Here is a 25,359-nt window from a genome sequence, read left to right as displayed (position 1 = left end):
AGTCAAGTTCTCCAGGGATGTATCCTATGGAGACGAATACTGTTTCTAAACTATACAATCGCGTCGTTTTCGCCTTAAAGTTGCATGATTCACCAAGCGGCAATCTTCGTAATCGCGTCGTGTAACGACTTAGACCGATTGGCACGACAGTTGCACTCCGAATAGCGAAGGCGCGATGTGTGTAATTGGATCGGCTGACGCGCCGCCGAAGGCAGGAGGATTGTACGATGAGCGGAAAGGTACCCCCGAACCTTGGGTTGAAGCTGGCGGCGGCCTGGCTCATTGCCACGGGCTTGATCGGTCTGGTGAATCTCACCTTCGCCGGTCTGGCGGTGCTCATGTCTGTGCTGGCGCTGGCCGCCGGCCTACTCATTCTTGTTGAGCGTTAGGAGATAGTATTATGCCTTGCCTGATGATTTTGATCGGAGCCTTCTTCCCCCGCGTCGTGCTGGTTCTCGTGTGGCTCACGGGCTATGGCGCCCGGGCCTTTGATTCCACGATTGTGCCCCTGGCGGGATTCTTCGTCATGCCCTACACCACCCTGGCCTACGCCATCGCCATGAACGAAGTGGGGGCCGTCCATGGCCTCGGTCTCGCGCTGGTGATCGTTGGCGTCGTATTTGATTTGGGCGGCTGGGGCGGCACCCACTCGGGCTACAAGCACCGGCGAGGTCGGGGATAGCTCAACAGGATGTCGGTAGCGTTTCACTGTTGCCGCATGGGCCAACGTCAGAGCCTTTCATATGCCTGAAGAAAAGCCCGATGGGTCGCGCTGCCAAAGAGGACGAAGCGGACGAGTTCAATTTCCCCGTGGCTCTCCAGAACGCTGGCAACCGTGCCCAGGGCGATCCATGCCGCTTCTGGAATGGGATAGCCATACACGCCGCAACTGATGGCCGGGAAGGCGATGGTCTTGAGAGCGTTTTCAAGGGCGACCTCGAGACTGCGACGATGGCAGCGGGCAAGCAGCTCGGGTTCGCCCTGCTGGCCGCCGCGAAAAATCGGCCCCACGGTGTGAATAACGTGTTTCGCGGGCAGATTGCCCCCCGTGGTGATCTTGGCGTCTCCAGTCGCGCAGCCGTGGAGCTTGCGACAGGCCTCCAGAATGGCGGGACCGCCCGCGCGGTGAATTGCACCGTCAACACCGCCCCCGCCGAGGAGGCTTTCGTTGGCGGCGTTGACAATCGCGTCGACGTGTTGGCGGGTTAAGTCGCCTTCGACAATTTCGATTCGGGCACGGGGCATGGTATCGGGATTCCTTGTCCCGTAGTTGCGCGTGGAGCTTCCCACTGCTTCACTGATCGGGAGTGCGGTTATGCGGGCGTCACTTCTCGTCGTTACGCCATGCGACCCCATCGGAAGGTCATTGGTTCCAGATTCCGTCCCACCGTTCCAGCGGTCGAACATCGGGAATCGGGATTTCATTTTCGCCCGGCCATTCCGGGCGCAGCAAGATCGAGAGGGTGACGGATTCCGCGCCCGGAGGAACGGTGGCGATCAATCGGCTTACCCCCTTGTTGGTTCGCTGCGGTTCGGCTTGCTCCGCCGATTCCGTCGTGAAGATCGCGTTTTCCGGAGAGAGAATGCGGGCCTCGAGACGTTTTCCGTTCTGGACCAATGTGGCGGCTCCCGGTTCTGAAATGGTAATCGCCGCATCCGTCGTCATGCCCCACGTGATTGAGGCAGGCGCCTTCAGCGAGAATTCGTCCTGCACGATCAGGGCTCTCCGATTCGCGATGGCCGCGACGCCCCGCGCCACGGAATGGGTTTGGGCCGAGTAGGCGCCGCTGAGGTCGAGGATGGCAAAGGCACAGCCCGCGTTGCTCCCCGCGCGGGTGATGTCCGCCTTGCCTGAATGGTCCTGACCCTGGCCGTCGATCAGGGGTACATTGTGACTCTGAGAACTATTGCGGTAGTAGGTCCATCGCTGGCCTCCGGGTTTCCGATCAAAATACCCCGGCAGGTTGTAGTCGTCCGACCCGAGGTCCCGTGCCCAGCGCACCCCCAGTGCGTCCATCTCGAAGTTGCCCAGATCCAGATGGCCGTGATTGACCTGATTATAGCCTCCTTTCACCCCGACAAACAGCGCATCGGGATCTTCCCAGTCGCTTCGCGTTACCGCCACGGGCACACTACCCCGGAAGACCCGGTCTCGGGGCGGCGCGGCGGAGGCGCCCGCCGGCTTCGGCACATACCAGATCAGGTGCAACGCCTCGGCGGGTTCCATCTCCAGCATCGCGTGCTCCAGAGAAGCCACCGCGGGCAGGTCGTAGGTCTTTGCGAGCCAGAAAAGGGCCGGCATCGGCTTGCGCAGGCTGTTCTGGCTGCAATCCGCGAAATTCAGCAGGAGGCCGGTTGGCCCGGTCGTGAGGAGCGGGAACCAGGCCGTTTCTCGAAGTCCGGGCGTCTCACCCAGCCCGAAGTCGGTCCCCAGGGCGGAGCGGAGCGCGGCAATGCCGTAGGCGGTGTAGCGTGTGGCGTAGTGCCAATAGGCCGGCCCTTCGCTCCAGACCCCTTCCGGCCCGTAGGAGGCCAGCGCGATCGGCAGGGAGGTCACTGCTTTGGGAACGAAGGAACGGGCGTAGTCGGGATCGGTTTCGGCAACGGCCAGAGCGCCGATCAGCAAACCGCTGTTGCAAACCTGATTCCAGTTGAACTCCGATCCGACCCACCACGCATCACCGGCGTAGGCCGCCACGCCCGCCTCAAGGCCATGGCGGATGAGTCCAGCCCTGATTTCGGTGCGCGTGGGTTCATCCATCGCGTCATAGAGCCAGTCATAGCCGATAGCCACCGCATGGGTCATCTCGGCCACGTCGAGGAAATGGGACGGATTCCAGTCCGGGAAAGCGCAAACGGTCTTGAGATTGGCGATGGCCGCTCCGGCATAGGCTTCGTCGCGGGTCCAGCGCCAGGCGAAGGCCAGTGCATAGACCCGATCCAGACAATCGCGGCTGACCGCCAGGAGCCGGGGGCCTTTGAGTTCATGCTTGAGTGCCGGGGCCTGCTGGTAGGTCAGGGCCTGATCCTGAACCTGGGCCCACATGCGCTCGAAGGCTGGGTCGTCCCGGGTCCGCACCTTCAGGGCCGCCAGCGCCGCATCATCCAGGAGTAGCCTCGGATGGCCCGGTTTCAGCGTCGCAAGCGGATCGCTCTCCACACCTCGGGCCGGCGCTATCGGGACACTCCAGAGCAGGAGCAGCATGCCTAGTCGAAGCAGTGTGGATTGCAGAGGTTTCATGATGGTGCCGATGCTCCGGGAGATTCGCAGGAAATTCGGGGAAAGCCCGATGTCGAAGCGATTAAAGCAGGCCCGGAGGCGCCGGTGCAAGCTGTGGCGGCAATACGTCATTGTGGTTTCTTTACGGGTTGCGTATACTTGCGGCACGGGAGGGTTTACTCAGAGGTCACGACGGGTGCGTGGCGTGTGCGGCGGGTTCCCGAACCGGAACGAGCGGTATAGCGAGGCCGCGCCAGGCGCGGCCCACAGTCAGTCCTTGTACGGGCCTGCCGGAGTGTTGAATGAAGCTGAGTGACAAGCAGATCGATGCCCTCACCGAGGTGCTGAACGTCGGCATGGGCCGGGGAGCCGGGGTGCTCAAGACCATGCTCCAGTCCCACGTTTCCCTGCAGGCGTCACCCGTGCGGATCCAGGCGCTGGACGCCTATCTGGATCAGCTTCGGGGCTCGGGCCCCGATCACCTTTCCGCCGTGCAATTGGGTTATCAGGGCGCCTTTTCCGGCAAGGCGCAGTTGCTGTTTTCCACCGCAAGCGCGTCAAAACTGGTGACCGTCTTGACCCGGGAGGCGCTGGATTCGGACGATTTCGATCTGATCCAGGCGGGAACGCTCAGTGAAGTCGGAAACATTGTCATCAATGGCGTTCTGGGCACCATCAGCGGCATGCTGGGCCAGCACTTCGTCTATTCCGTGCCCACGTACCTGGAAGAGAAAGCCGAAAGCCTGCTCTGCACCCCGGATCGGGGCAAGGGCTACACAGTGATGCTGGCGCGCACCCGTTTTACACTTGAAGGTCATCAGATCGAAGGGGATTTACTGTTGCTGTTTGAAGTTGGAGCGCTCGATTCGTTGCTGGAGGCGCTGGGAGCCCTGATGCCTCATGAGTGACGCGGAACATCGGGAGCACGCAGAGTCAAATCGTTTTTCGTTGCTAAATCATGTGCCGGTCGGGGTGTGCGTGCTGAGTAGCGACTACCTGGTGGTTTTCTGGAACGAGTGCATGTCCTTCTGGACCGGTATCCGCGCGCGGGACATCCTCGGTCGCCCCATTACCCACTATTTTCCCCACCTGGGCGAGGCCCGCTACCGGAGCCGCATCGAAACCGTGTTTCAGGGCGGGCCACCGACGGTCTTTTCCTCCCAGTTGCACAAGCACCTCTTTCCCGCCGAGCTGGCCGGCGGAAAGATGCGGGTCCAGCAGACCACCGTCATGGCTGTTCCGGTTGGCGACGGTCCCGAGGCGACCGCCGAGGCCTGGCACGCCCTCATCACCGTGGAGGATGTCACCGAGCTGACCCGGCGCGTGCAGGATTACCGAACCATGCACCAGACCGCCCTTGAAGAAATGGAGCGGCGCAAGCTTCTGGAGGAAGACAAGGCGCGGATGGAGGAGCACGTGCGGCACATGCAGAAGCTGGAGAGCCTGGGGGTTCTCGCCAGCGGTATCGCCCACGACTTCAACAATCTGCTCGCCGTCATCGTGGGCAATTCCGATATTATCGCCGCGGAAGTGGGGGGCAGGCAGCTCATCGGCCACTGCAACATGGAAATCCAGAAAGCGGCCCAGCGCGCCTCCGATCTGGTCGCGCAGATGCTGGCCTACTCCGGCGGCGGCACCTTTGTCGCCGACGCGGTCGATCTTTCCCTCCTCATAGAGGGCATGCAGTATCTGCTGCGCTCGTCGGTGTCGAAGAAAGCAAGACTGGAGTACGCCCTGGCGACCGAACTGCCCGAAGTGGCGGGAGACGCCGCCCAGTTGCAGCAGGTCGTCATGAACCTGGTTACCAACGCCTCGGACGCCCTGGGCGAAGACAATGGGGATATCCGCATTGAGACGGGCCTGGTGGACGCCGACGAGGCCTACCTCGCTTCGCTCTACCTCGATGAACATCTTGCCCCCGGGCGCTACGTCTACCTCGAAGTGAAAGACACCGGATCCGGACTGGATGAAGCGGCGCTGGACAAAATATTCGACCCCTTCTTCACCACCAAATTCGCCGGTCGCGGGCTGGGCCTCGCCGCCGTAATGGGGATCGTGCGCGCCCACAAGGGCGGGGTGCGCGTGCTCAGCATCCCCGGCCAGGGTACCGCCTTCCGCATTCATCTGCCGCTCATGAATCCCACGGTCGTGGCGGAGAGCGTGCTGGATGACGCGGACCGCCTCGTGGAGGACAGCGACGGCGCCACCCGAATTCTTCTGGCCGACGATGAAGAAATGGTCCGGGTGCTGGGACAGCTTATTCTGGAGCAGCACGGCTATGTGGTGCTCACCGCATCCGACGGGGACGAAGCCATCGCCGCATTTCGGGAGCATTGCGACACCCTCTCGCTCGTGTTGCTGGACATGACGATGCCCCGTAAAAACGGCTATGAAGTCGCGGCCGCCATTCGCGCCATTCGCCGGGATACGCCCATCGTGCTGTGCAGCGGCTATGCGGACGTGGAGGCGCGGACGCGCTATGCGGATCTCCAGATGGACGGGTTCTTGAAGAAGCCCTATCGCATGAATGAGCTGATTCAAGTAGTCCAGCGGGTTTTGATGCAATTTCCCTTCTAGCGCACGGCAGACACTTGAACAAATATTCAGTATGTGCTAGGCTGTCTCACGAGGTGAACAGCCATGACGCTACGACTGATTGATGATGAAACCATCCCCGGGCGCGGAACCTGGTGGAATACGGAGAATCGCTTCGAGGAACGAAGCCTCGTGTATGAGTGCGACGACCAACCGGCCGGGCCGACGCGGGTCCCTACGGTTTTCCGCGAGGACAGTTCCAAAAGCATCCTCTGCCAGAACGACAGCCCGGATGTTGGCTTCGATTTCAGCATCAACCCCTATCGGGGCTGTGAGCACGGCTGTGTGTATTGCTATGCGCGCCCGACCCATGAATACATGGGCTACTCGGCCGGCCTGGATTTTGAGACCCAGATTTTTTACAAGCCCCGCGCGGCGGCCCTCCTGGAAGATGCCCTGGCGAAGAAGTCCTGGAAACCCGATGTTATCGCCCTCAGCGGTGTGACGGATCCCTACCAGCCTATCGAGCGTGAGAAACGGCTGACCCGGGGCTGTCTGGAGGTACTCTGGAAGTACCGCAATCCGACGGTCATCGTGACAAAGAACCGCCTGGTGACGCGGGATATCGATATTCTCGCCACCATGGCGGAGCAGGGCTGCGCCGGGGTGCTCCTTTCCCTCACCACCCTCGATCTGCGGCTCAACCGCATTCTGGAGCCCCGGAGTTCTTCCCCCCAGCAACGCCTGGACGCCATTCAGTCGCTACGCGCGGCGGGGGTGCCGGTCGGCGTCCTGGTGGCGCCGGTGATTCCCGGGCTGACCGACCACGAGATTCCCGCGTTGCTTTCAGCCGCATATGACGCGGGCGCCCGCCATGCGGGGTATGTGATGCTGCGCCTGCCCCACGCGGTCGCACCGCTCTTTGATGCGTGGCTGGAACAATACTATCCCGACCGCAAAGAGAAAGTACTGGGACGGCTCCGTTCGATGCGCGGGGGAGCCCTGTATCAATCCGCTTTCGGCGAGCGCATGCGGGGCACGGGATTTCACGCCGATCAGGTGGCCCATCTATTTAACCTGCTCCACAAGCGCCTGGGCTTCAAAGATGGCCCCATGCCCCTTCGGACTGACGGGTTTCGACCCGCTGGCGGCGAGCAGCTCGCCCTGTTTTGATCCCGCTCTTCCTGGCGCTCGCCCGAGTTAACCATGATTCGGATGCGCGGGGAAAAACTCGTCCCGAGTCGCGCCCGTTCAGCGAGGGGGGACCGCGGATTCCCGGCCGGTTGGTTCGGTTGAGGTGGAAGCTTCATTCAAGAGCGCCATTTGGGCCTTCGCGATGGGCAAGTGGGTTGCCACAATCGACTTCAAATCCGCCAGTCTTGCCGGAAGGGAAAGATAGTCGTCCATACCGGCTTCCAGGCAGCGTTCCCGCGTGCCCGCCATAGCGTCGGCGGTCATGGCGACGATGGGGACATGCATCACCTCGCCTTCCCAGGCCCGAATCTGTCCGGTCAGTTCCATGCCGCTCATGTCGGGAAGATTGATGTCCATCAGAATGAGGTCGAAAGATCGCTGGCCCAGAAGAGAGAGGGCCGCCGCACCGTTTGTCGCTATTTCGCAACGCAGACCCAAACGATCAAGCATGCGGCGCGCCACCTTCTGGTTCACCGGGTTGTCTTCCACCACGAGAATACTTCCCGCGTTACGCATGGTCTCGGCAATGGTGTACTTCGTCACCAGGCCGTCGTGGTGATCGCGACCGGTCGCGGCACGGCGGAGCAGGGCCTCAATACATCCGATGAGCTCGTCCCGCTTCATGGGCTTGGGCAGGTAACCGTCAAACCCCGCGCTGCGGAGCCGCTGGGCGTCTCCCCGCTGCGGGGCGGAGGGAATCATGACAAGGGCCAGCGGGTTGAACGCGGAATTGGCGCGTATCCGCTTTCCAAGCGCGGCGCCGTCCATCTCGGGCATGTGGAAATCGATGAGGGCGATATGGAAAGGATTTCCTTCATGCAACGCCGCGTTCAGCGCTTCAAGCGCCGCCTGGCCCGATCCCGCCTCGGCGGTCTGGTACCCCCAGCGCCGCAACAGCCCCTGAAACATAATCCGATTGGCCCGGTTGTCGTCGACAATAAGAATCCGGACCGACGCCGGGGCCCGTGCGACAGCCGGTTCGGACGTGTCCTCGTCCTTGCGTGCATCGCGGACCTGGACGGTAAAGGTGAAACGGGCGCCGCCATTCGGGCCATTCTTTGCCTGAATGGCGCCGTGCATGGCGATGACGAGCTGCCGGCAGATGGAGAGACCCAGTCCGGTACCGCCAAAGGTGCGCGTCGTGGACGCATCCGCCTGCGTGAAGGGTTGAAACAGGTATTCGACCATGTCCTCGGGAATTCCGATGCCCGTGTCGCTCACGGTAAAACGCAGGGTATAGCCCGATTCGGTCTGTGCTTCCAGATCGAGATGAACGGCCACTTCCCCGGCGTGGGTGAACTTGATCGCGTTGTTCAGGAGGTTCAAGAGGACCTGGCGGATCCGTCCCGGATCTCCACTGACGGTGCGGGGCAGCTCGGGGCTTACGACCACGGCCAGATTGAGCCCCTTCTCAATCGCGCGGAAACTCATGAGTTCCACGGCACTCTCGACGCAGGTCCGCAGATCGAAATCGATGTACTCGAGGTCGAGTCGACCGGCTTCCATTTTGGAAAAATCGAGAATGTCGTTGATGATCACCATCAGTGCCTCGGCGGAGGTCCACATGATGTCGGCAAACTCCTCCTGCTCCCCGGTCAGCGGAGTCTCGCGGAGCATTTCGAGCATACCGATAATCCCGTTCATGGGCGTTCGAATCTCATGGCTCATATTGGCCAGAAACCTGCTCTTGGCCTCGCTGGCCTGCTCCGCCGCGATGGCCATGGCGCGGGCCACGGATGCCGGGACGAGGGCCTCGCTATTGTCCACACCCGTGATGGCCGCCGCCGGGGGAGGGGCGTCCGCCCGCAGGACAATGACGATCTGGTCGCGCAGCGGCGCCGCGGAGGCTGTGACGCCTCGCTCGTCTTCCCCGCGGGATGGAGAAATTTGCAGGCTCTGCTTCGTTCTCGTCCGCAGGGTGGTCGCGAGCAGCGACTCCAGCGGCGCCAGCCATCCCTCGGGAACGAGATCAGGCAAGGTTTTCCCCGGCGTAGCGGTTCGAAGTCCGAAGAGGGGAGGGGAATGTTCGTCGCTGAGATAGCTAATGGTTCCAAGCGGATCAATGCAAAGGACACACCCGCCCAGGAGATCCAGCACGAGCGCCATCTCGTTATCCATGGGTCTATCCATTGCGTCGGCTCCCACCGTATCATAACCACAAATCACTGACCGTCCGGCACTGCGTGTTTATCCGGGCTTCCCAGACTCCCACCGCGATGACCTGATAGGCCTGTAGTATAGCGGTTCTGAAGCCCTCGATTCGAGGGCGGCCAAAGTCGGCGTTCAGCCGCCGTGATTGGCCTTGTGGATGATGGAATCCTCGAGTTGGTTCGCGTTCAGGTATTCATCCCCGTCACTATCGCCCTTCAGGAATTTATCGAAAAAGGCCACACTATAGCCATTCGTGAGGGTGTGGGCCCGCCGCATGGAGAAGTACTCCAGCGGCTGGCCATTGGTGATGCGCGTTCCCGATCCGGCGCCGTCGCCCCACTTCGGATTGATCTGGTCCATATCGGAAAAGGTGTAGTGTCCGCCATCCTTGAATTCGACAAGGTACTTCGGCGCGGTGGTTGCCTCGAAATAGGCCCGGGCGCCGGCGTTGCCTTTCTCCCCGATCGTGTCGTCTTCCGTGGCGATGAAAAGGAGCAGGGGACGGGGGGAGGCCGAGATGGATTCGGGCACCACGCCGGCCATCGGGGCGATGGCGTCGATGCGCGGGTCCTGGGCGACCGCGGCCATCGCGGTGAACCCGCCGAAGGAGTGTCCGGCAACGCCGATGTTCTCGAGATCCACCTTTCCGAAAAAATGAGACTTGGCGTCACCGTTCAGTTGGCCGAGCTGGTCAATCAGAAAGCTCACGTCTTTCGGGCGATCCAGCGCCGCCTGGGGCCGTCCTTCGTTGTCATAGGGGATCACCTTGCCCTCGAAGGATGTCGCACAGGCGTTGCGCGTATGATCGGGTGCGACAACGATGTAGCCGTGACTCGCCATGTGGTCGCACCAGAAGGTGCTCTGGGAGCGCATGCCGCCGTTGCCGTGGGAAAAGATCAGCAGGGGGAACTTGCCGTCCGCGATCTCGCCATCCCGCACCGCCAGGGTCTTAAAATGTTTGTCGATTTCCGTGATATTGAAGCGGAAGGCAATCGTCAAGATGGTGTTCATCTGTATGTCCTTTCCGCCCATGAAGAAATCCGTGAACTTTGCGGGGGTGCCGGCACGGGCCGATTCGGCCGCCGGATACCAGATTTCCACCAGCAGCGGTCGGGGGGCCTTGAGTGTCGGATCCATGCGGGACGGATCCTGCATCTGAATCGTCGTGACGCCAACGGGATAAGGGCCGGGCGATTCGGGGCTCTCCGCAACCGCAAACAGGCTATACAGTCCGGTGCCGATGACGGCAAGTGTGCAAATGCGCATTTTCATTGGGTGTCGGGGCTCCTGCGATCATAGGCGCGAATGGCGATCACGCGCTCGATCTGGTCGTTGGATTCCTGCCAGGCGCGGTGGGCGCGCGGTGGCAGATTGGCGGCGGCGAGTTCTCTCCGGCTGCGTTCGAGGAACTCGGGGGTATAGACCGGCGGAAAGAGATTGTCGAACCACACGCCAATTCGATGCTGCTCGGTTTCCCAATCGGTTGTGCGAACGGCCTCAAACCATTTGTCCACGTAAGGCTCGGAAAGCTCGGGGTAGAGCGCACTGTGGAACGAACCCGACCCCGCGCGCTGCAGGCTGAGGGAAAGCCCGGAGTCGGCGAGACGCTCCCACTGGGCCCGCTTGGCCTCCGCCGTCGGGATGGCGCCGCGAATGCCAAAGGCGGCGCGATGGCCTTGATCGGTGGGGTCGCGCACGAGCTCCGCCTCCAGCAGGGCCTCCGCATCCGGGGCGCCCAACTGAGCGAGCTTGCTCACAATGTTCCACCGCCGGGGCTGGTCCAGCGTATTGCCTTCGAGCAGGGGGCGAAGAACGTCGATGGATTCCCTGGTGGAGGCCAGGCTCACCAGGGCGTCGTGCCAGAGTAACCAGCTATCGGAGTCGCCCGGGGCCTTGTCGCGCCCTTCCATCAGAATTCCCACGAGTCGCGTTGCGAAATCGGGGCGGTGCTCCGGGGCGAGAAAGTTAAACAGGGTCTCGTTGATAACACGTCCGCCGAGGAGGTACTCCAGGACACCCAGATCGTGTTCGGTGGGGAGGTTGGCAAGAATCAGCGCCATGAAGTCCGAAGCCCGAAGTTTCTCATGTCGCACCATGGCGTACAGCGTGCCCCAGACCATCCTGCGCTGGAACGGTTCCTCCAGCGCGGAAAGATGATTCATGATCGTGTCATAGGAACGGGGATCCAGAAAAAAGAGGCCGTAGTCCATATCGCCGAAATTCGGGTCGATGAAATCGGGACAGGGCTTTCCAACCAGATCGGGCACATCGGTCAGGGCTTCTGCATAGTCCACAGCAAGCACTTCGCGCCGTTCCAGTTTGCCCGAGGCGTTCAGATAGAAGAGGGCCGCCTGCGTTCTGTGCGGCGAGAGCCGGGTCGCGTTCACCGCCGTCTGGCGGATGGACAGCCGCTGGATCCTATCGTCGTCACATGTGATGTCCATCACCATCTGCGCCAGCCCTTCCGTCTTGAGCCAGGCCTCGGTCCAATCGCCGAGGTCGGTGCCGGAGGCCTGGGCGATGGCGTCCATGAATTGCGCGCGGGTGGCGTTTCGCCAGGCAAAGGCCTTGAAATAGGCCGCCACACCCTGCTGATAGGCATCGGCGCCCACTCTAAACCAGAGCTGCTTCAAGGCGGAAGCGCCTTTGGCATAGGTAATGCCATCGAAATTGTCCATCGCCATCCGTGCGGAGGGAACCTCGGCCTCAATCGGATGGGTCGTGCTAAGCTGGTCCTGATAGTAGGCCCAGCCTTTCATGCCGTAGAAATCCTGCCAGATCGCGGGATCCTTCGTCATCGTGTCCTGGGCGAGAAAGGCCGAAAACGTCGCGAAGCTCTCGTTCAGCCAGAGGTCGTTCCACCAGGCCATGGTGACGAGATCGCCAAACCACATGTGGGCCATTTCGTGGAGCAGCGTGTTGTTGCGATCGCGGTAGTTCTCCGCTTTCACGGCCCCGCGAAAGATCATGTGCTCGTTCATCGTGACCGCGCCGGCATTTTCCATGGCTCCGGGATTCAGCTCGGGCGCAAAAATGTGGTCGTACTTGTCGAACGGATAGGGATACTGGAAAAACGCATTGAAGTAGTCCAGGCCCGCCTTGGTTTCGGCGAAGAGCCGTTCCGGATCGAAGTGCTGCGCCAGGGACGCGCGCGCATAGAGGGCCAGGGGCAGGCCATCGTGGGTGTCGCGCCAGACCTGGTAGTCGCCCGCGCCCAGGAAGAACAGGTACGTGCTCAGGGGCGGCGTGGGTCTGAAGGTCACCTTCTGAACGGTCCCGGACGATGATCGAGACGCCTCCTGCATGTTGCCGATCACCACCCAAGCCGCCGGGGCCTCCAAGGTCAGGGAAAACGTGGCCTTGATATCGGGTTGATCGAAACAGGGAACCACCAGATGGGCGCCATACGGTTCCAGATTGGTGTAGAGATACTCTTTATCATCGACAGGATCGGTGAAATGGCACAAGCCCTCGCCGGACCTCGAATAGTCGCCGGTGTAGTTGACCACAATTTCCAAGGGCTCCAGCGAAAGGTGTTCGGGCGGAATGTCGAAACTACCGTTCCGTTCGACCAGATTCTGAACCGCCTTTCCGTTGACCAACACGCTATGCAGCGCATGGGCCTTCAAGTCAATACTGAGCGCCGCGTCCGCGTCATGAAGTTGCACCTGCAGTCGGGCCGTACCCTCAAAGGTCTCCGAGCGTTCCCGTAGTGCAAGGTCGAAGGCATAGGAGACCGACTTAATCTGGCCGCGGCGAAATTCGGCCATCTCCCGCGTAAGGTCGTCCAAATCCGAGCGCACGGGAGCGCACAGGGCCGACGGCGCGAGAAAAGCAACGTCCACAAGCCAAAATATCAGGCTGCAGGCAAGGCCGGCGTGTCTCATCATGTTTATCATTCCTTGTGCTTCGCGTGTCCGGCGAGCCAACGGCAAGCGGAATCGGGTAACCAGTCGTGTCCGCCTTCAAACACTGTGACCCGGGCCGGGCCGGCCTCCTCGCGAAGATGGATTGCCCGTTCGTAGTTCGGGTCCACCACGGGCGTCGCGGCCGGAGTCCACTCCTGAGAGAGCGCGTTGATACGGGATTGAGAAACAAGCGGCAGGCCGAGCGTTTCGGCGATGACATTGAAGGCATCCAAGCCGTGGTGGATTGGCACGGATCCCGTATGGCCGTCGTGGATGCCCGTGTTGATGTCCAGGGGCAGACCCGCCGCAGCAGCCAGGTGGTAAAGGGGAGATCGGAGCTTGAGCTGGGCGTCCGTTGCCGCGTTGCTGCCGGGAGCGCCCCCCGCCGAGGCCACCACATCTTCCCAGTAATTCCGGCCTGCGGCCTTCGTTTCATCATGCCAGGCCGCCAGATCGCTGATGCCGACCCAGGCCGAGACCGCAGTCCAGGTATCGGGCGCATGGGCCGCCATCACCAGGGCCATGTGACCGCCGCCCGATACGCCGCAGAGGTAAATGCGCGATGGGTCAACGTCTGCGCGCGCCTTCGCGGCCGCGACCGTATCGAGGATATCCTGTCGCGCCGCGGGCGATGCGCAGGCCTCGGGATTCTTATTCGCTCCGCGAAAGTGGGGGACCACCACGTGCCAGTCGTGTGACCGGGCCGCAGTCACCCAGTCGTCGGGATTAAATGAATTGATGTCCGAACTCCAGGTGTGGAGTTGCACCAGCAAGGGCTGGGGGCCATCCACCGGTGATGGATAAAAGCGCGCGGGCTGCTCCGTCTGGTCGTGGGAGCTGACAAAGGTGATCGTCTCGTAGGGAATGTCTCCCACGGGGGGCGCGGCGAGCATGAGCAGCGAGGCGATGAACTGGAGCATGGGCGTGTCGTCCTTCCTGGTAAGTGGATGCGCCATGGTAGACCGGGGCTCCGGGAAAGATCCAGCGAAGGGGTGTCATGGGTCTTATGGGGCCGCACCGCTGGTCCCACACGACTCACGCCTTCATCCGCCTGCAACATTGATTCCCGGCGGTGTGCCCCCCTACACTGCTTCGGCATAAGCCGCACCCAGGAGACTTTGATCATGCTCGCAGTTCGTTTTCCGTTCCTCGCAATAGTCGCCGCGTTTACTGTTCTTGCTTCGACAGTTTTCGCCGCCGACCCGAAAGAAGTGGAGAAGCTGGATCCAAATTTTGCGGTAAAAGACCCCGCCGCGGACATCCAGTGGTTTGATGCGCTGCAACTGGGCCTTGAGGGCCAGGGCTGGACCGAGAATGCCCACCCCTACGACCGCCTCCCCGCGAAGGCCGAGAAGCTGGCCCCGCCCGCCGTCTGGTCCCTGTCTCACCACTCCGCCGGACTCGCCGTTCGCTTTGTCAGCGATTCGCCGGAAATCTCCGCGCGCTGGTCCGTGCGAAGCGAAAACCTCGCCATGCCCCACATGCCCGCCACCGGCGTAAGCGGGCTGGACCTCTATGCAAAGGATGGCGCGCGCTGGCGCTGGCTCGCCCAGGGGCGTCCAAGCCAGCAGATGGACAACGTGGCGAAGCTTGTGGGTGGTGCGCCGGCGGGCATGCACGAGTACATGATATTCCTGCCGCTCTACAACGGCACGGAGAAGCTCGAAATCGGCGTGAAGCCCGGCACGACCCTCGCCAAGGCGCCCGCTCGGGCCGATGAGCGCCCGATCCTGTTCTACGGCACTTCGATTACCCACGGCGGCTGCGCGTCCAGGCCCGGCATGGCCTACCCGGCTATCGTGGGCCAGCGCCTTGACCGAAAGCACATCAACCTGGGTTTCTCCGGCAATGGGAAGATGGAGCCCGAGATGGCCTCGCTTATCGCCGAGATCGACGCCAGTGCCTTTGTCCTCGACTGCTTGCCCAACATGACCCCCGAGCAGGTGGCGGAGCGCGTCGCGCCGACGGTAAAGACGCTGCGCGCGGCGCACCCGGATACGCCCATCGTTCTCGTGGAGAATATCATCTACCAGAGCAGTTGGTTCTTTGAGGGAGACGCAGGACACGTGGCAAAGAACGTGGAACTGAAGAAAGTCTACGAGCAGCTCTTGGCCGAGGGCGTTGCGGGCCTGACGTATGTCCCCTGCGACAACCTGCTCGGCGCCGATGGCCTCGCCACCGTAGATGGCACCCATCCGACCGACCTCGGTTTCCTCCGCCAGGCCGATGTGCTGGCGCCGCTCCTTGCAAGGTTGTTGACGGACTGAGCCTATACTTCAAAGGCCGGGCCAATACGAGCCACACCACAGGGAACCCTCCATGACCGATCACATTCTCATCACTACAGCCGACGCCGTTACCACGCTCCAGCTCAATCGCCCGGAGAAGAAGAACGCCCTCACCGTCGCGATGTATCAGGCGCTGGCGGATGGCCTCGCGGCGGCCGAGGCGGATCCTTCCGTACGCGTCGCCGTCATTCGCGGCACCGATGGCTGTTTTACGGGCGGTAACGACCTGATGGACTTCATGCAGCATCCCCCCACGGGTGAAGATTCTTCCGTGGGCCAGTTTCTCAAGGCGATCGCCACTTTTGGCAAGCCGCTCGTGGCCATTGCGGATGGCGTGGCGATCGGCGTGGGGACCACGCTGCTGCTTCACTGCGACCTGGTTTATCTGGGCGCCAGTGCCCGCCTGAAGCTGCCTTTCGTGAATCTGGGGCTGTGTCCCGAAGCCGCGTCGAGCCTGCTCCTGCCCCGTCTGGTGGGTACCGCGAAGGCGTCGGAGCTCCTGCTGCTCGGGCGCGAATTCAACGCCTCCGAGGCGGTGAGCATGGGGCTCGCCAATGCTAAGTTCGAATCTGCGGACCTGGTGGACGGCGCGATGGCCGTCGTGCGCCAACTGGCCGCTCAGCCGCCCGAAGCCGTGCGCGTATCCAAAGCGCTGATTCGCGGGCGGGATCGAGATGCCGTAGCCGAGGTGATGCGCGTGGAGTTTGAGCAGTTTACGGCCCGCCTCATGTCGCCCGAAGCGGCCGAGGCCTTCCAGGCTTTTGCCGAGAAACGGGCGCCCGATTATTCCAAGTTCAACTAATACATAGCCAGAAAGACTGTCCAGAAGAAAGTTCTCATGATCGTGAAAAGAGGATTCACCCTGATCGAGTTGCTGGTGGTGATCGCCATCATCGGTATCCTTGCCGCCATCCTGTTGCCGGCCCTGTCCCGCGCGCGCGAGGCGGCCCGGCGGACGGCCTGCGCAAATAACCTGAAGCAGATGGGCCTTTCCCTTGCCATGTACGCATCGGAGGAGCGCGGCATGTATCCCCCGCGCCAAATCCGGACGATCACGGGCGCCCTGAGCGTCGAGATGATGTTCAACGGCCCGGAGATGTTTCCCGAGTACATCAACGACTACAACGTGATCTGGTGCCCCTCCTGGGGGGCGACCAGCGGACCGCTGGAGCGCTACGACGTCGGCAAGGGTGATGGGGACGGCGTGATCGAGCCGGAGGAGATCGGCCAGGAGCCCTACCACTACACCGGCTGGCTGATCATGGAAGACCGAAATATCATCGGGCCGCTCGTGGGGACCCTGGGGGTGGGGCCCAATGGACGGCACGAAGAACCCGCCTACGCCGGTACGCCCTGGGGTGAACTGGCCGCCCGCAACGTGGCCTCGAGCGGCGAAGCGAGCCGGGCGGACTTTACCGTCTCCGCGGCTTACGCGGGAACCCAGGTGTCGGGCGGCAACACCCTTTATCGCCTGCGAGACGGCATCGAGCGATTCATGATAACGGATATCAACAACCCCGGCGCCAGTGCGAAGGCCAGCAGCAGTATTCCCCTGATGTGGGATCATGCCAGCACGAAGACCATCGATTTCTCCCATGTGCCCGGTGGCGGAAATGTACTGTATCTCGATGGTCACGCGGAATTTCTGAAATATCCCAATGCGCAATTCCCCTTCACGGAAGACAGCGCCCGCACGCTGGGGCGCTACGGAAAGCCCTTCGACGGGATCTGACCCCGGCCCGCTACAGGTACTTCCGCGCGGTGGCCCGAGCCAGACCGATCTGGCGCGGACTGACCGAGACCGACCGGATTCCAAGCTCGATCAGTTTGGGCAGGTAGCGGGGTTGGCCGCCGATCTCGCCGCAGACGGAAAGAGGTCTTCCATGTCGGCGCGCGGCCTCGGCAATCTGGCCGATTATCTTCCAGAAAACCGGCTTGTCCGGGTCGTAGTCCCCCGCAACCCGCTCATTGTTCCGATCAATTGCGAAGATGTACTGGATCAGGTCGTTCGTGCCGATGGAACCAAAGGCGGCGACTTCCATCAGCTCATCCGCCAGCAGGCACGCCGAGGGCACCTCGAACATGACCCCGTGAATCAGGTGGTGGCCCTCGATGTCCGCAATCGCATGTCGGATGCGCTCCCGCAACACGAGAAACTGTTCCACGTCCACGATCATGGGATAGGTCACATGGATGGGGCCATGGCACGAGGCCCGGGCCAGCGCGCGCGCGTGGGGCACGAGCAGGTCGGGACGGCCCAGCAACAAGCGTGCGCCGCGAAAGCCCAGACAGGGGTTTTCCTCCCGCGTGAGGGACAGGAACGGGGCGTCTTTGTCTCCGCCAAGATCGAGCAGACGCATGAAGACCGGCTTGCCCGCCATCGCCTCCACCACCGTGGCATAGCGGACGTATTGGGTTTCCTCGTCGAGCAGTCGGCCCGAGGCCAGAATCTCGAACTCGGTACGATAGAGTCCGATGCCCTCGGCGCCCACCTGCTCCAGCACTTCCAAATCGTCCGTAAGCCCGATGTTCGCCAGCACCGGGAAGCCCGCCACGGCCTCGACTTTGCGGGCGCGTTGCGCGGAGACACGCCGGGCCGTCGGGTAGAGGGAAAGGGTCTCCGGGGACGGATTGAGAAAGATATCGCCCGTGTCGCCATCCATCAGGATGTAGTCGCCGGTATTGATCATATTATGGATATGCTGGATCCCGCTGATCGAAGGAATACCCATGGCGCGGGCCAGGATCGCCGCATGGGAGGCCGCTCCACCGTGGGCGGTGACAAAGCCCAGCGTCTTCTCCGTGTTTAAGTTCACCGTCTCGCCCGGCGTCAGGTCGGCCGCCACAATGATGTGAAAGTCGTTGGACAGGCTGCGCTTCTCCGAGCGCGCGGGGGGGCCATTCTCCGCGATCATGATATCCAGCAGTCGGCGGCGCAACTCGCCGATGTCCGAGGCGCGCTCGCTCATGTATTCGTTATCCACCTCCTGGAGCAACTTTTCATAGCGGTCGAGGCACTTGGCTATGGCGGCCTCCGCATTGAGGTGCTCCTCATCGATGGCCTGCATGATCTCAATGTGGAGTGTTGGATCTTCCAGCATCATGCGCTGCGCCACAAATATATTGGCCTGGGCCCGCCCCACGCGCAGTTCCACCGTATCGATGAGTTCCGTGAGTTGCCGCGCCGCCTCCGCCATGGCCTCGATCACCCGCGCCTTCTCCCGCGTGGCGCCGCTCTTGGAAATGCGGAACCAGGGCACGGACTGGTGGGTGACGGGATGAAGAACAACCGCCTGGGCGTATACCACGCCCTCGCTGATGGCCAGGCCGGAAAACTGCATTTCCGCTGTGGCGGTTGTCGTTGCCATGAAATTCTCGCTGCCCTGAACGGAGTCGACTTGCCCGCCGGTCCGCCGGAAGGCGCGCTCCAGCATAGCACGGAAACAACAAACACGCAACGCACTTTTCGAAGTATCGCAAGGGCCTCGCGGCGGGGCCTCTCTATCCGCTATACTACGGTGCGAGCAGGCCGGACGGTCGCGGTATCCCCTCGGGGATATGGAGGAAAGTCCGGGCTCCAAAGGGCGAGGTGCTTCGTAACGCGAAGGCGGGGCAACCCGACGGAAAGTGGAACAGAAAACACACCGCCTACGTCTTCCTCGGAAGGCCGGTAAGGTTGAAATGGTGCGGTAAGAGCGCACCAGCGTCGTGGCGACACGGCGGCTTGCAAAACCCCACCTGGAGCAATTCCAAATAGGGGAGCATTGGCGTGGCCCGCGCTGCTCCCGGGTAGGAAGCTAGAGGCGCACGGCGACGCGCGTCCCAGATGAATGGCCGTCTCGGGGGCTCAGGCCCCTAGACAGAACCCGGCTTACAGGCCTGCTCGCGCTTTTTTTTCAACCGGATCGGTCCGATCCCTCCGATTCACGGGCCAGGTCGCCCCCAAACCCGCCATGGCTCAGCCCTTTGCGCGTTTTTTCGTGCGCAGGTATCGCGACACGGCCGCCACCAGCCCCACCAACAGCAGGCCCGCGCCCGGCAACACCCAACCCAGCGCCGGTCGATCCTTGGTATGGGCGTCTCTTGCCGCGGCCGCTTTCGTCGTCGGAGCTTTGCTCAGCGGCCCAAGCCAGGCCACCGCCTGCTCAAACCGCGCCTTGAAGGTCGGATTCACGTAGGCCTGGCGCTCGAGATCAAAGAGCGAAATTTCATAGTGCCGCTTCAGTTCCCACGCCTGTTCGCCGCTTAGACGGGGCTCGACCGCAAGCGGAAATTCTATGGTGTTGAGCGCCGATGTGGCGGCGCGGCGTGTGGCTTCATTTTCGCTCACCAGCCCATCCGCAAGCGCCGGCAGGGCTTCCGCACCTATCGCGCCCAACGCCCGCTCCGCCCGGCCCCGGGCATCTTCCGTTCCCCCTTCGAGCGCCTCGGCGAGCGGAGGGATTACTGCCGCCATGTCGGCCCCGACCAACCGGAGCGCCGCCACGATATCCGGTTCAACAATCTGGCTCTCATTCCGGTCGTCCTTCGCCAGGAGTGCCTGGGATAGCGCGGGTATTGCCGCCGCGCCGTCCCTCCCGAAGGAACCCAGGGCTACGGCGGCACTGAACTTCACCAGCGGTTCCCGATCCGCCAGCGCCGCGATCAGCGCGGGAACGGCACTCAGCGGTTTGGGATCAAGCCCCCCGAGGGCCTCGGCCGCCGCACCCCGGACGGACGCGTCGGAGGCTTCCAGAAGCGCAATCACCGCATCGATTGTCTCCGGCGACGTCGGCACGGCTTTCGACAGGGCCTGGAGCGCCGCCAGTTGGACCTGCGATTCGCCGTCGTCCAGCGCGCCAATCAGCGCCGCCGCGACCCCGGGGCCATCGATCAAGCCGCCAAGCGCCTCTGCCGCACCCGCACGCACATCGGGTTCACCGTCGTCCAGGGCACGAATAAGTACCGGGGCCGCCTCCGACGCCGACACGCCGATTTTCCCGAGGGACAGCACGGATTGGGTTCTCAGCACCGCAGCAGGATCACCGACCGCCGTGAGAAGCGCGGAAAGGGCGGGCCGTGCCCCTTCCCCGATCAAGCCCAGCGACGCGGCGGCTTTGGTGCGGATCCGCGAATCCTCCTCCGCGTCCGCCAGAATTCCGCCCAGGGCCGATACCGCGTCGCGCGCCGCAGGACCCATCACACCGGCGGCATACACCGCCGCGCGCCGGATTTCGATATTCACCGACGTGTCGCCCATCACCGCCGCCAGCGCCGGAACCGCAACATCCGCCTGCGCTCCGCAACCGCCGAGGAGATGGGCCGCCGCGCGCCGCGCTTCGACCGTCTCTCCGGAATCCCCGACACACGCCGCCAGCGCCGACGCCGCCTCCGCGCGAAGGGTAATGAGCTTCTGATGCGCCTCCGTGCGAAGGCTGCTATCCTCCACGCCAAGCTGATGCACGAGCTGACGAAGCTCTCCCTCGCTCACGGCCGCCGCCGCCGGGGCCGAGGACTCCTGCGCCGGCGCGCCTCCATTCGTCACTAGCCCGGCAATGAGGAGTAGGAGTATGACAAGCCGCCCACACGCGCCGGAAAAGGGCCTTCTAAACTGCATTATCCGCCTTCGCAATTTCATGCTTCGTTTGCAACGGGGTCAACTGAGCCACAGCCGACCGTTTCGACAAAATTGTCGTGTGTTCGGGGGCCCCGAAGCAAGCGGACGAACTCCCTCACAGTAGATCTACTCGAAATGCCTTCGTTGCCTCACGAAGGAAATCTATCCGAAACGGGTTGGGCCCGGTTGCGTAATCCCAGGCGCTGAAAGTCCCCAGGCTGGCGCAATTCGAAACCCCGAATGCCATAACGAAACCCCACTCGTTGCCACGGCCCCCGTGGCAATGCCAAAACGCTCCCCTCTTATCGCGACATCGCGAAAAGCGTTCGTAGCATATACGGAGCAATAATCAGGACGACACCCGTCATCGGAAATGCCGCCTTTACTGCTATCGTCAAATTCTGAATTCCATGCCGCATACATTGCCCTCGCTTGGTTTCTCCGGTTTGACTTGCCCGTCGGCAGCCGTTAGCATGATGCCACAACCCGCAGCATCGGCCCAAGGCCGCCGGAGTCTCCATTCCCATGAACGCCCTCACTTCCCAAGCCGTCTACGAGCAGCTCCTCAAGAAAGTCACTACGGGGGAATACCCGCCCGGCATGCGCCTGAGCGATCAGGCCCTGGCGGATGAGATGGAGGTGGGCGCGCCCGCGATTCACGATGCCGTGCGCCGCCTCATCGAAGACGGCCTGGTGGAGCAGATCACGGGGGAGGGGGCCTTTGTCCGCGAGTTCAGCGGGAAGGATCTCATCAAACTCTATGCCTTCCGCGAGCAGATGGAAGTGCTGGCGGCGCGGGAAGCGGCGGACAACATTCAGGCGCACCAGAAGCGCAATCTGCTGTCCCTCTGCGACACCCTGGCCGAACTTTCCGCCGCGCTGGAGAAGCTGGACCCCGCCGCGCCGGATCGCAAGCTCATCCACGAGTGGCACGCCCAGGATACGGCCTTTCACGAGGCGATCATCGAAGCGGCGGACAACGAGTGGCTGCGCCACGCCGCCCACGCCACACGCTTGCTCGCCCACATCACCCGCTGCAAGCCCCGCGACAAAATGCCCCAGGATCCGGCGCTCACGGTGGAGGAGCATCGCGAAATCGCCAAGGCCATCGCCGACGGCAACGCCTACACGGCGGGCGAGGCCATGGCGACTCACGTACAGCGCGCGATGAATGCGCAGTTGTCGTTTCTGGAGGGGCGCGTCTAGGCGACGCGCCGAGCCGTTTACTTTTGGTAAACCTGCATGCGGCGCTATGGCGCTGAGATCCACTGCGACGCCATGCGGTTATTTCAGCCCCATTTCGCAAGTCAAGGTGGGTTGGGCGTCCCGCCTGACCATAGCGCCTCTGCCGCGTTCCGGCAATCTGCATATTCGTACGCCACTTGCGTTTGTTGCCGCAATGTTCAATCATTATCGAAAGCCAGGTCGATTCGGTCAGGCGGGACGCCTACACGGCGGGCGAGGCCATGGCCACCCACGTGCAGCGCGGGATGAATGCGCAGTTGTCGTTTCTGGAAGGGCGGGTTTAGGCGACGCGTCGAGCTGTTTACTTTTGGTAAGCCTGCATGCGGCGCTATGGCGCTGAGATCCACTGCGACGCTATGCGGTTATTCCAGCCCCATTTCGCAAGTCAAGGTGGGTTAGGCGTCCCGCCTGACCATAGCGCCTCTGCCGCATTCCGGCAATCTGCATTTTCGTGCGCCACTTGCGTTTGTTGCCGCAATGTTCAATCATTATCGAAAGCCAGGTCGAATCGGTCAGACGGGACGCCTAACCCACCTTGGCGCTCTATTGATAGCTGCAATGAGTACCACAAGAGCGGGATAGACGCGGACATCGGTAGTTTTTATTGCCTTTCCCTTTGATAAGTGTCGCCCATGGCGACAAACACGTCGCATGGATAAAGTTTATTTTTAGTTTTCTCTCCTACGGATATAGAAAGCACCATCATGAAGTCCATCTCCGGTCTTATCGCCGCCACCTTCACGCCCATGCATGCCGATGGCACCTTGAACCTGGACCTCGTTCCCGCCATCGTCGATCGCATGGTCCAGTACAAGCTGGGCGGTCTCTACGTCAACGGCAGTACCGGCGAAGGCCCCCTGCTGACCACCGCCGAGCGCAAGACCACCGCCGAGGCCTACGTCAAGGCCGCCGACGGGCGCATCCCGGTTATCGTGCAGGTGGGGCATGCGAGCAACTGGGAAGCCCGGGGCCTCGCGGAGCACGCCGCCGCCATTGGTGCCGATGCCGTGAGTGCGCTGCCGCCCATCTACTTCAAGCCGGACAGTCTGGATAAACTGACGGCGTGCCTCAGAGAAATTGCTATGGGTGCGCCGGGATTACCCTTCTACTACTACCACATTCCCACGGTAACCAACGTCAGCTTCGACGTGCGCTTGCTGCTGCGGGCCGTGGCGGATCAGATTCCGTCCTTCGCCGGCGTAAAGTTCAGCAGCCACCTCCTCCACGAATTTCAAGGCTGTGTCAGTCAGGCTGACGGCCGGTTTCAGATGTTCCTCGGTGTGGACGATCTCTGCGTCACCGGTCACAGTCTGGGGGCCAGCGGCGCCGTCGGCACGACCTACAGCTTCATGGCGCCCCTCTTCCAGAAGGCCCTCGCGGCTTACGACGCAGGGAACACCAGCGAGGCCATCGCCCTCCAGGTAGAAGCCGGACGGATCGTTACGCTGGTTCTCGAGTACAAAGGTATGGCGGGTCTGAAGGCCATGATGAGATTGCTCGGACTCGATTGCGGCCCCTGTCGCCTGCCGCTCCACACCCTCAGCGATGCAGAGTGCGCGTCACTGCGCGTGGCCCTGGAAAAAATCGATTTCTTCGAGAAATGGGCGATGCAATGAATGGGACTGTCCAGCAAGGTCCACCCAGCTTCTTAAAGTTCGCGTGTCCCAACGACGAGCACTCGCTGTTTTATAGCGTACTTACCCATAGGACTGTCCCACGCTTTATAGAGACTACGTATGCCACTCGTTCCCACGGTCTGCCGTGGGAATGCATACCGTTCCGCTCTGCGGAGCAAACTTCGCGAGAAGAACTGGGTGCCACCAAGGTCCACGCATGAAAGCCCGTGTTTCTGTGCAATCAAGGAGCGACAGCATGATCTTTAGTTTCCTCTTGCTCGTGTCCGCGTTCGCAATCCCATCCCTCGCTCTCGCCGCGCCACCAGTCCCAGACGCCGTCACCGTATTCACCCGCGAATCCAACGACGCCTACGAGGCCATCCGCATCCCCGCCATTGTCCAGTCGAAAAGTGGCACCCTCCTCGCCTTCGCCGAGGGTCGCGTGCTGGACAGCGATCACGGCGAGAACGATATCATCCTCCGTCGCAGCAATGATGACGGCAAAACCTGGAGCGACACGCAGGTCGTCGCGGAATCCGGGAAAGATTCCCTGAACGATCCCTGCGCCCTCGCGCTTCATGAACCCGATCGCGTCCTCCTGGTCTACCATCGCTATCCCCAGGGTTACCACGGCCGCGCCATGGATCACGCAAAGCGTGTCGAGCCGGGCTACGACGGCCCTGCGAACAGCCAGTCCTTTATCATCCAGTCCGACGACGACGGCGCAACCTGGTCCCCGCCTCGTGATATCACCCGCACATTGCGCCAGCCCGACGTGATCGCCGTGGGCAGTCCAGGAAACTTCATCCAACTCCAGCAGGGGCCCCACGCGGGCCGCATCGTGCTTCCCCTCTACGAGAACATGCCCCTCGGCGAAGGAGACAAGCTCCACAATCTCCGCGCGGCCTTCAGCGATGATCTTGGAGGCACCTGGCAGCTCGGCGAGCGCATTTCCTACGAAAACATCACCGGCTGGGGCACCGAAGCGCAGATCGCCGAGTGTGCCGAGGGCAAGCTGATCCTGTCCGCCCGACTACAGGACGGCGGTGCAGAGCGCATCCTCTCCGAAAGCCGAGACGGCGGCCAGACCTGGTCGTCCGCCCGCCTCGAATCCGCGCTGCGGACCCCGCCCTGCATGAGCAGTATCGTCTCGCGCGTGAACAGCGGGGGAGAGGTAACACTCTTCCACACCCTGCCCAACACAATCGATGAACGAAAAAATGGCACACTCTTCCGCAGCGCGGACGGCGGGAAGACCTGGATGCAAGACCAGATCATCTACCCCGGCGGCTTCGCCTACAGCGCCCTCGTCGTGCTCAAAGATGGCCGCCTCGGTTGCCTCTACGAGCGCGACGACTACAAGAGCCTGAGTTATGTTGTATTGAATGTGGAGTAGAAGAGTTTAACCACAACGAACTTAGAGCAGCCATTGGCCGCAGCCAAATATTTCACCACGAAGGCCACGAAGAGCACGAAGAAGAAGGAGAGCAAGAAGCGTTCTGCCTTCATAGTTCCCCCATCAATCCAAGGGGAATCACATTCCCACTATCTTTGCGCCTTTGCGTGCAATACATCGGAAAGTACATGAGCCATGGGTGACTGCATA

The 25,359-nt window shown here is 62.0% G+C and carries 19 protein-coding genes and 1 other RNA gene; 12 read left to right on the top strand and 8 right to left on the bottom strand.

The window, feature by feature from the left end; all coding sequences use genetic code 11:
- Positions 1 to 227: 227 nt before the first annotated feature.
- Together JNK74_22195 and JNK74_22190 are read left to right on the top strand one after the other, a co-directional pair.
- Entirely contained in the window at positions 228 to 389 is a 162-nt protein-coding gene (locus tag JNK74_22195; protein MBL7648896.1) for a hypothetical protein, read from the top strand.
- An 11-nt stretch (positions 390 to 400) separates the two neighbouring features.
- Positions 401 to 682, top strand: coding sequence for a hypothetical protein (locus tag JNK74_22190; protein MBL7648895.1), 282 nt, complete (start codon positions 401 to 403; stop codon positions 680 to 682).
- Positions 683 to 729: 47 nt separating this feature from the next.
- Here JNK74_22190 and JNK74_22185 read toward each other — a convergent pair whose 3' ends face one another.
- Together JNK74_22185 and JNK74_22180 are read right to left on the bottom strand one after the other, a co-directional pair.
- Positions 730 to 1,245 (bottom strand): O-acetyl-ADP-ribose deacetylase, encoded by a 516-nt coding sequence (locus tag JNK74_22185; GenBank protein ID MBL7648894.1) that lies wholly within the window; start codon positions 1,243 to 1,245, stop codon positions 730 to 732.
- A gap of 118 nt (positions 1,246 to 1,363) precedes the next feature.
- Complete coding sequence (locus JNK74_22180; GenBank protein MBL7648893.1) at positions 1,364 to 3,352, bottom strand: heparinase II/III family protein; 1,989 nt, start codon at positions 3,350 to 3,352, stop codon at positions 1,364 to 1,366.
- Between the two features lie 170 nt (positions 3,353 to 3,522).
- On the opposite strand from JNK74_22180, the gene JNK74_22175 reads away from it, so the two are divergent.
- From JNK74_22175 to JNK74_22165, 3 genes are all read left to right on the top strand, one after another.
- Positions 3,523 to 4,128, top strand: a complete 606-nt coding sequence (locus tag JNK74_22175) for a chemotaxis protein CheC (protein MBL7648892.1) — start codon at positions 3,523 to 3,525, stop codon at positions 4,126 to 4,128.
- Positions 4,129 to 4,198: 70 nt separating this feature from the next.
- Positions 4,199 to 5,797, top strand: a complete 1,599-nt coding sequence (locus JNK74_22170; GenBank protein ID MBL7648891.1) for a response regulator — start codon at positions 4,199 to 4,201, stop codon at positions 5,795 to 5,797.
- 78 nt (positions 5,798 to 5,875) lie between these two features.
- Positions 5,876 to 6,928 carry a PA0069 family radical SAM protein gene (locus tag JNK74_22165; GenBank protein ID MBL7648890.1) on the top strand — a complete coding sequence of 351 codons (1,053 nt, stop codon included), beginning with the start codon at positions 5,876 to 5,878 and terminating at the stop codon, positions 6,926 to 6,928.
- A gap of 78 nt (positions 6,929 to 7,006) precedes the next feature.
- Here JNK74_22165 and JNK74_22160 read toward each other — a convergent pair whose 3' ends face one another.
- The 4 genes from JNK74_22160 to JNK74_22145 form a co-directional block, all read right to left on the bottom strand.
- Positions 7,007 to 9,067 (bottom strand): response regulator, encoded by a 2,061-nt coding sequence (locus JNK74_22160; protein ID MBL7648889.1) that lies wholly within the window; start codon positions 9,065 to 9,067, stop codon positions 7,007 to 7,009.
- 165 nt (positions 9,068 to 9,232) lie between these two features.
- Complete coding sequence (locus JNK74_22155; GenBank protein MBL7648888.1) at positions 9,233 to 10,372, bottom strand: dienelactone hydrolase family protein; 1,140 nt, start codon at positions 10,370 to 10,372, stop codon at positions 9,233 to 9,235.
- Positions 10,369 to 12,990, bottom strand: coding sequence for an aminopeptidase N (pepN, locus tag JNK74_22150; GenBank protein ID MBL7648887.1), 2,622 nt, complete (start codon positions 12,988 to 12,990; stop codon positions 10,369 to 10,371). Before pepN ends, JNK74_22155 begins: the two co-directional genes overlap by 4 nt.
- A gap of 5 nt (positions 12,991 to 12,995) precedes the next feature.
- A complete protein-coding gene (locus JNK74_22145) occupies positions 12,996 to 13,964 on the bottom strand; it encodes a prolyl oligopeptidase family serine peptidase (protein ID MBL7648886.1) in 969 nt (322 codons plus the stop codon).
- A gap of 168 nt (positions 13,965 to 14,132) precedes the next feature.
- Between JNK74_22145 and JNK74_22140 the strand changes: the two genes are divergently transcribed.
- The 3 genes from JNK74_22140 (at position 14,133) to JNK74_22130 (ending at position 17,028) form a co-directional block, all read left to right on the top strand.
- Positions 14,133 to 15,275, top strand: coding sequence for an SGNH/GDSL hydrolase family protein (locus JNK74_22140; GenBank protein MBL7648885.1), 1,143 nt, complete (start codon positions 14,133 to 14,135; stop codon positions 15,273 to 15,275).
- A gap of 52 nt (positions 15,276 to 15,327) precedes the next feature.
- Positions 15,328 to 16,098 (top strand): enoyl-CoA hydratase, encoded by a 771-nt coding sequence (locus tag JNK74_22135; protein MBL7648884.1) that lies wholly within the window; start codon positions 15,328 to 15,330, stop codon positions 16,096 to 16,098.
- A gap of 222 nt (positions 16,099 to 16,320) precedes the next feature.
- Positions 16,321 to 17,028, top strand: a complete 708-nt coding sequence (locus JNK74_22130) for a hypothetical protein (protein ID MBL7648883.1) — start codon at positions 16,321 to 16,323, stop codon at positions 17,026 to 17,028.
- Positions 17,029 to 17,038: 10 nt separating this feature from the next.
- On the opposite strand, the gene ptsP is transcribed toward JNK74_22130, so the two are convergent.
- Positions 17,039 to 18,664, bottom strand: a complete 1,626-nt coding sequence (gene ptsP / locus JNK74_22125) for a phosphoenolpyruvate--protein phosphotransferase (GenBank protein MBL7648882.1) — start codon at positions 18,662 to 18,664, stop codon at positions 17,039 to 17,041.
- Positions 18,665 to 18,817: 153 nt separating this feature from the next.
- On the opposite strand from ptsP, the gene rnpB reads away from it, so the two are divergent.
- Positions 18,818 to 19,186: RNase P RNA component class A (rnpB, locus tag JNK74_22120), an RNA gene on the top strand.
- Positions 19,187 to 19,254: 68 nt separating this feature from the next.
- Here the strand turns inward: rnpB and JNK74_22115 are convergent.
- Entirely contained in the window at positions 19,255 to 20,892 is a 1,638-nt protein-coding gene (locus JNK74_22115) for a HEAT repeat domain-containing protein (GenBank protein MBL7648881.1), read from the bottom strand.
- A 525-nt stretch (positions 20,893 to 21,417) separates the two neighbouring features.
- Between JNK74_22115 and JNK74_22110 the strand changes: the two genes are divergently transcribed.
- The 3 genes from JNK74_22110 (at position 21,418) to JNK74_22100 (ending at position 25,149) form a co-directional block, all read left to right on the top strand.
- Positions 21,418 to 22,098, top strand: a complete 681-nt coding sequence (locus JNK74_22110) for a GntR family transcriptional regulator (protein MBL7648880.1) — start codon at positions 21,418 to 21,420, stop codon at positions 22,096 to 22,098.
- 743 nt (positions 22,099 to 22,841) lie between these two features.
- Positions 22,842 to 23,753: a dihydrodipicolinate synthase family protein gene (locus tag JNK74_22105; protein ID MBL7648879.1), complete on the top strand. Its 912-nt coding sequence runs from the start codon at positions 22,842 to 22,844 to the stop codon at positions 23,751 to 23,753.
- Between the two features lie 256 nt (positions 23,754 to 24,009).
- Positions 24,010 to 25,149 (top strand): exo-alpha-sialidase, encoded by a 1,140-nt coding sequence (locus tag JNK74_22100; GenBank protein ID MBL7648878.1) that lies wholly within the window; start codon positions 24,010 to 24,012, stop codon positions 25,147 to 25,149.
- Positions 25,150 to 25,359 lie beyond the last annotated feature (210 nt).

The sequence above is a fragment of the Candidatus Hydrogenedentota bacterium genome, assembly GCA_016791475.1.
Lineage (GTDB): Bacteria > Hydrogenedentota > Hydrogenedentia > Hydrogenedentales > JAEUWI01 > JAEUWI01.
This window is presented reverse-complemented; position numbering and strand designations above follow the sequence as displayed.

Coding starts and splice junctions, on each gene's coding strand:
- JNK74_22195 (MBL7648896.1), top strand. CDS start 228: ATGAGCGGAAAGGTACCCCCGAACCTTGGGTTGAAGCTGGCGGCGGCC.
- JNK74_22155 (MBL7648888.1), bottom strand. CDS start 10,372: ATGAAAATGCGCATTTGCACACTTGCCGTCATCGGCACCGGACTGTAT.
- JNK74_22140 (MBL7648885.1), top strand. CDS start 14,133: ATGCTCGCAGTTCGTTTTCCGTTCCTCGCAATAGTCGCCGCGTTTACT.
- JNK74_22130 (MBL7648883.1), top strand. CDS start 16,321: ATGTATCCCCCGCGCCAAATCCGGACGATCACGGGCGCCCTGAGCGTC.
- JNK74_22135 (MBL7648884.1), top strand. CDS start 15,328: ATGACCGATCACATTCTCATCACTACAGCCGACGCCGTTACCACGCTC.
- ptsP (MBL7648882.1), bottom strand. CDS start 18,664: ATGGCAACGACAACCGCCACAGCGGAAATGCAGTTTTCCGGCCTGGCC.
- JNK74_22115 (MBL7648881.1), bottom strand. CDS start 20,892: ATGCAGTTTAGAAGGCCCTTTTCCGGCGCGTGTGGGCGGCTTGTCATA.
- JNK74_22100 (MBL7648878.1), top strand. CDS start 24,010: ATGATCTTTAGTTTCCTCTTGCTCGTGTCCGCGTTCGCAATCCCATCC.
- JNK74_22185 (MBL7648894.1), bottom strand. CDS start 1,245: ATGCCCCGTGCCCGAATCGAAATTGTCGAAGGCGACTTAACCCGCCAA.
- JNK74_22110 (MBL7648880.1), top strand. CDS start 21,418: ATGAACGCCCTCACTTCCCAAGCCGTCTACGAGCAGCTCCTCAAGAAA.
- JNK74_22180 (MBL7648893.1), bottom strand. CDS start 3,352: ATGACGTATTGCCGCCACAGCTTGCACCGGCGCCTCCGGGCCTGCTTT.
- JNK74_22175 (MBL7648892.1), top strand. CDS start 3,523: ATGAAGCTGAGTGACAAGCAGATCGATGCCCTCACCGAGGTGCTGAAC.
- JNK74_22160 (MBL7648889.1), bottom strand. CDS start 9,067: ATGGATAACGAGATGGCGCTCGTGCTGGATCTCCTGGGCGGGTGTGTC.
- JNK74_22145 (MBL7648886.1), bottom strand. CDS start 13,964: ATGGCGCATCCACTTACCAGGAAGGACGACACGCCCATGCTCCAGTTC.
- JNK74_22190 (MBL7648895.1), top strand. CDS start 401: ATGCCTTGCCTGATGATTTTGATCGGAGCCTTCTTCCCCCGCGTCGTG.
- JNK74_22105 (MBL7648879.1), top strand. CDS start 22,842: ATGAAGTCCATCTCCGGTCTTATCGCCGCCACCTTCACGCCCATGCAT.
- pepN (MBL7648887.1), bottom strand. CDS start 12,990: ATGATGAGACACGCCGGCCTTGCCTGCAGCCTGATATTTTGGCTTGTG.